Annotated in this window: 4 protein-coding genes; all 4 read left to right on the top strand. The window is 24.8% G+C overall.

Annotated features, from left to right (window positions below; genetic code table 11):
- Window positions 1-603: hypothetical protein (locus AVBRAN12647_RS09465; protein WP_336615102.1), on the top strand; the 603-nt coding region annotated here is incomplete at its 5' end.
- Window positions 604-617: 14 nt separating this feature from the next.
- Window positions 618-4,541, top strand: a complete 3,924-nt coding sequence (locus tag AVBRAN12647_RS09460; RefSeq protein WP_336615101.1) for a calcium-binding protein — start codon at window positions 618-620, stop codon at window positions 4,539-4,541.
- 130 nt (window positions 4,542-4,671) lie between these two features.
- On the top strand, window positions 4,672-5,007 hold the full coding sequence (locus AVBRAN12647_RS09455; RefSeq protein ID WP_239803648.1) for a hypothetical protein: 336 nt from the start codon (window positions 4,672-4,674) through the stop codon (window positions 5,005-5,007).
- Between the two features lie 276 nt (window positions 5,008-5,283).
- On the top strand, window positions 5,284-5,713 hold a 430-nt coding region (locus AVBRAN12647_RS09450; protein WP_336615100.1), incomplete at its 3' end, for a hypothetical protein.

Genomic DNA, 5,713 nt, shown 5'->3' with positions numbered 1-5,713 from the left:
AAAATACTGATATTTGTTATAGGTTTATTATGTTTAATACTTGCTTTGTGTTATTTCGCATTAACTTATTTTATAAGTAATAACACCGACCCATTAAAAGAATTTAATGAACTTAAATCAAAATTATATAGAATTGAAGCAGACCTAAGTGAGAATAATTTGAGCTATTATGATTTTAATACTGATAAAACTTATAAAATAGATTATAATAAATTCGGCTATAAGTGTAGAATTGAATACCTAGAACGACAAAAACTCGCTATAAAAGATTATTTTAATCGACATGCAAATGTAGAAAAATTAGAAAAAGTTCAAAATTATAAAAATATAGATGAAATAAAAGAAATAAAAGAATTTAGCAAAGAATTATTAAAAACTTCAAAAATAAATAAATTTAATAATGAGCTAGTAATAAAAAATGATAAATATTTTTATGATGAAGCTTCATTTGTTTTTGAATCTGAAAGATTGTTTGTGAAGTATTATTACTTTGATGAAAATAATGATTTTAAAGAAGTTAGTGAAGAGTTTTTCATAGATAGTTGTGGTTATATTGAAAATATATATAAAGCAATAAGTTCTAAAGGTAGATTTAGATTATAAAATAAGGAGAAATAATGAAATATAATATGTATGACAAGAATGGAGCTAGCAAAGTAATTAGTGCTTATATCTTAAGTAAAAAAAATAAAAATAAAAGATATGAATTTAAAGTCGATAGTCAACAATTTTTTTTAAAATATAAACATATAATTTCACCTATTGATTTCAAGATGGTTGATGTGTTTTTTTCTGGAAAAACTAGATATGGAGAAGAATTAGATAAAACTTTACTTCAAGATGTTGAATTCGATGAAAAAAATTATTATTTAAATCAAAAACAATTTGCAAAGCTATTTTATACTGCAAGTGAAAAAGTAAATAATGAAGATATAATAAAAATAGATAAAGTTGAAGAGCCAAAAAACGATATATTATCATTTTCGTTATATAGTAAGGATAAGTTTATAGAATCAAATGATTTAAGAGATGTGTTTGTATTTAATACCTTAGGGCTTGTAACAACAGGGGAAAAAACTCGTTATATACTTAGCAAAGACTTGAAACCAATTGGTATAAAAGATTTTGACATACAAATTAAAGATGATAATTTTGATTTTGAAGGTGGTAAGACTTCAAGTTGGGCAAATTTTATATTAAAACCAATGTTTGGTGAAGGCGGTAAGGTGTTTTTAAACTTTAGTGAATATTCAGAATATTATGATATTAGTACTCAAGATTATGACTTATATAAAAATAACAATAAAAATAGTCCATCTCAAAAAGATATAGCATTAGAATTAGCAAATGATATTCTAAAATCTCTAATAACAAAAGAAAAACTTAAAAATAAATATGCGTTAGCTTTTTTAAACATATTAAAAGGTGTATCGGAAATTGATGATGAAGAGTTAGTGATTAATGAACCGGGCTTTTCAATTTATAAATATATTGAAAATAATCTTTTAAATTTAGATATGACACATATTAAATATTTTGATGCTTTATTAAGCGACTATGCTGATATTATTTATAGATATCTTATAAAGACAATACATAAAATTCAATACGACCCGCTAGTCCTAGACCTAAACAACAACGGCACAATAGATACAATCACTCTTAATAATTCTAAGGCATTTTTTGACCATAACAATGACAACATAGCTTATAAATCATCTTGGATTAGTAAAGATGATGGATTATTAGTATTAGATAAAAACAATAATAATCTAATAGATAATGGTAATGAATTATTTGGAAACTTTACTGAAATTCCAAGTAGTGATTTTAAAGCTTTAGATACTAACAATAATCAAACCTTAAATCCTACTCAAACCACACTTGCTCTAAACGGCTTTGAAGCCTTAAAGCTTTTAGATAGTAATAAAGACGGAGTAATTGATATAAACGATAAAGAGTTTAACAATCTTAAAGTATGGCAAGACTTAAACGAAGATGGCATAACGCAAATAAACGAACTAAAGTCTTTAAAAGATTTAAACATAACTAGCATAAATCTAAACTATAAAGATACAAATCAAAAGCTTGATAATGATAACACCATCACTCAAACAGCTACCTTTATCAAGGATGATAAAGAAAGCTTATTAGCTGATATTAATTTTAGCGTTAGTAGTATAGAAAGAGTATTTAAAGACAAGATAAAATATTCAGAAGAAGAATTAAATCTAGCAAATCTTAAAGGCTATGGAGTATTAAGAGATTTAAGGGACGCTGCTTGCTTAGATACTAAATTAAAAGCATTGCTTAAAGATTATTCATCTACAAATAGCAAAGAAGAGCAATTAAACAAGCTTGATAGTCTAATTTATGCTTGGGCTAATACTAATAAAGCTTTAAACAAAGACTTTAACCTATCTAAAACCAAAGAATTTGATAGCAATAATCCTAGCAATACTGATAACATAAGGGATTTATGGCTTACGCCATCACAAGCTAGAGAATATGCTAATTTTACTATTAGTGAAAGTTTAAAAAATGAGTTTAATGAGCTTAAGCAAAAAATATCAATTATTAATTCATTTTTAGGCGTTAATAATCAAGATTTTTATATAGCTAGTTTAAATGAGTTTAATGAGCTTAGAAATAGCTTTAATAATACTTATGATAGTTTAAGAACTTATGTTTATAAGGGATTGTTATTTCAAACAAGATTAAAAGAATACTATGATGAAATAAGCATTACTAGCTACGAAAACAATGGCTCGTATGAGCTTAAATTAGATTTTTCTAAAAGTATAGAAAAATTTAAGGCTATTAATGAAACAAATCCTAAAAAAGCTTTCGTTGATTTAGCTGAGTTTATAACAAGCTTTAAAGATATAAATTCTTTAAATGATTGTGTAATATTACTAGGTGATTTTATAAAAACAATGAATAATTATACTTTAAGTGATTATTTAAAACTTTTAGATGAAGATACTATCAATGCACTATCAACTCAAACAGGAACAAGTGGTAATGATACATTAGTAGGGACAAATTTATTAAATGGTAAAGATACTTTATATGGACTTGATGGCGATGATACCTTAATCGGTGGAATTGGTGATGATACTTTAGTGGGTGGTAATGGCAATGATACTTATGTTTTTGATAAAGATTTCGGGCACGATACTATCATAAACTATAAATCAAATCTAAATGATATAGATTGTATTAAATTTAACGATGCAAGTATAAATGCCAATAATTTAAAATATGTAAGAAATTATGATGATTTAATGCTGATTAAAGATGATAATAATAGCATTAGAGTTAAAGACTTTTTTGCATATGAAGATTTAAGAAATACTATTGATGAAATCAAATTCGCTAATAATACAAGCATAAATAAGGATGAGATAATTAATAGAGTTTATACACCCACAAATGGTGATGATAACTTTACAATGTTTTTTACAAATAAAGATTATGTAATAACTATGCTAGATGGCAACGATACCATAATCACACATAATGGAGATGATATTATTGATGGTGGGGATGGAGATGATATCATAAGAAGTGGAGCAGGAGCAGACATCATAAATGGTGGCAATGGTAATGATGATATTTATGCAGGAGATGGTGATGATATCATAATAGGCGGAGCAGGAGATGATATCTTGCAAGGCGGTATGGGGAATGATAAATATATTTATAAAGGAGTTTGGGGAAAAGATACAATAATTAATCTTAGAAATGATAATGCTTATGATGAAATAATCCTAGATGTTAGCTCATCGTTTGTAAAAATTACTAGAAATAATGATGATTTAATAATAAACAAGCTAAAAAGTGCTGGTTGGTTTAGAAAAGTGGTTGATGAAAGTTCATCTATAAAAGTTGTAGATTTTTTCAAAAAAGATTATGATATATCTGCTTTAGTATTACAAGATAAGACTTTAAGTGCTAATGATTTAAGACAAATGGTATTAACTCCTACTTGGGGTAATGATACTTTAATTGGAAGTGAATATAGCGATAAAATATATGGCTTATTTGGTAATGATACTTTAATTGGTGGTAAAGGAGATGATTATTTAGACGGCGGTGCTGGAAATGATACATATATCTTTAATAGAAATGATGGAAATGATTATATAAAAGATGCCTTAGGATATGATACTATTAAATTTAATGATATTAGCTTTAGTGAAGTTGTGCTTAAAAAAGATGTAGATAATCTAATCATCAAATATAACAATAATAAAGATAGTGTTACTATATTAGGTAATTTTGGGATAGGATTTAATAAGATTGAAAAATTTGTTTTTAGTGATAAAACTTTATGCTATGATGAGTTTATAAATACAGCCGCAAAAGAATTACCAAGCTATGAGGATTTGGTAAATAAAGTGATTAAACCTGATTTATCATCTTATTTAAAAAATACAGAAAGACTAATACAAGATACGAATGCTTACTCGCCTAATTCATCTGGATTTATTACATATACAGATGATAAAAACAACAATATTCAAGTATATTTATAAACTAAATCCAAATTCTTTAAGAATTTGGATTAGGAATTTGAAATTAAATTAATAATTATTTTTAAATTTTATGGATTTTTTACTAAAACTTTATATTATAAAAAATTAATTAGCAAGTTAAGGCATTTAAATGTTTTTTTATAAAAAATGTGAAGTTTGTAAAAATAAAATTCCTTTACCTAAAACACATGTTTTTGATGAAGATTTAGGATATATAATGAAATGCGATTATTGTGAAGCTATTTACAAACACCAAACAAGAGATATTTTAGGAATTTTGATTTTTATTTGCAATGTTTTTGCTCTTATTTTTAGTGTTATTTTGATATATGTGTTTTATTGTGTTATAGCTAACGAACTTATATGTTTTTTTATCTTAATATTTTTGTATGGTTATTTTATGCATGTATTTCACATATTAATTATTGATAAATATGTTTTAACTAAAAATACTAAAGAAATTTAATATAGACAATATCGCATCACTTCCTATAAAAAATAGCATATTAAGTCTTGCTATGGCTTTTATATCTACTATTTTATTTTATTGTTATATAAAAGCAAAAAATGATAACTTTTAATTCCAACTATTTTTACAATAAAACATTTTTAAATTTATTAAAATCCTAATTTAAATTCCAAAATATTTTATACCATCAATTAACCTTATTGTTTAAAAGAATTTAAATAAACTTATTTGCTATACTAAACCATAAAAGTTGTTTTACATTCGGAGCGATAAATGTATTCTAAGCTGATAGAGTTTATAAGAAAATTATTGTATTGTATATTTGCATTGCTTTGCATACTATTTATATTATCTATTTTATCCATCGGCGCTTTTACAATAATAGAATATTATGTTACAAAACCTTACGATTATAGTGATTTTGTTAAGGTAACAAAAGAATTAAAAAAAGTTGAAGAAATTTTATTAAAGCAAGGATATAAACCATATTATGATTTTGGTGATAAAAGAACATATAAGGTAAATTACAATGAACTTGGATATGGTTGCATTATTGATGAGTTACAAAAACAAGAATACGCTATTCAAAATTTTTTTGAAAGATATCCACATACGCAATTAGAAAAAATCAATAATTATAAAAGTATAGATGAAATAAAAGAAATAAAAAAATTTAGCAAAGATTTATTAAAAACTTCACAAA

The organism is Campylobacter sp. RM12647 (genome assembly GCF_020138135.1).
Classification (GTDB): Bacteria; Campylobacterota; Campylobacteria; order Campylobacterales; family Campylobacteraceae; genus Campylobacter_E.
Note: the sequence above shows the minus strand (reverse complement) of the source record. Positions and strands in the feature narration are given on the sequence as shown.